The following is an 851-nucleotide window of genomic DNA, read 5'->3' on the forward strand; positions in this document are numbered from 1 at the left end:
TACCGCCATCGCAAATAGTACCAAGCCTGCTTGATGACGGTGAGTATTATGGCTCCGAGTCAACGTTTTATCGGGTATTAAAGGCTAATGGACAGCTACATCACCGCGGACGAAGTATGACGCGAAAGGTGTCAGCACAACCCACGACTTATACAGCAACGGGACCGGGTCAAGTGTTTTGCTGGGACATCACCTATTTACCCAGCACAGTACGCGGACAATTTTACTACCTGTACATGCTTGAAGATCTATTTAGTCGGAAAATAGTGGGTGACGAAGTGCATGAACAGGAGTCTGGTGAGCATGCGGCGCAGCTGTTGGAGCAAACACTGTTACGGGAAAAATGTTTACACAGTGGCGTAGTACTGCACTCAGATAACGGAGCCCCCATGAAGTCACAAACCATGCGGGTAAAAGCCTATGAGCTTGGCGTGACGACGTCGTATAACAGGCCAAGGGTAAGCAACGATAATCCGTTCGCTGAGTCCTTGTTCCGTACGTGTAAATATCGGCCTGATTGGCCGTCAGCAGGCTTTAAAAGCCTTGAAGATGCAAGAGCTTGGGTGCTGAAGTTTAAGCGTTGGTATAACTATGAGCACAAGCACAGTAAGTTGCGGTTTGTGACGCCACACCAACGACACACTGGACAAGATGAACAAATATTAGCTCAGCGTAAAAGGAAATTAGAGGCAGTAAAAGCAGCGAATCCGATACGCTGGGGTAAACGCAATGTGCGCAACTGTACACCGGTTGGGCCGACAACGTTGAATCCAGAAAAAGAGTCAATTAAACAGACAGAAAAACAGGCCGCCTAAAGCGGCTAATGGTGACAACTAACTTGAAAAACGCCG

Annotated in this window: 1 protein-coding gene; it reads left to right on the forward strand. The window is 48.1% G+C overall.

Translation table 11 applies throughout. The features are described from left to right. On the forward strand, window positions 1–815 hold an 815-nt coding region (locus K6Y21_RS21090), incomplete at its 5' end, for a DDE-type integrase/transposase/recombinase (RefSeq protein ID WP_233073916.1). Window positions 816–851 lie beyond the last annotated feature (36 nt).

It is taken from the genome of Motilimonas eburnea (genome assembly GCF_021295345.1).
GTDB classification, from domain to species: domain Bacteria; phylum Pseudomonadota; class Gammaproteobacteria; order Enterobacterales; family CBDFNC01; genus Motilimonas; species Motilimonas eburnea.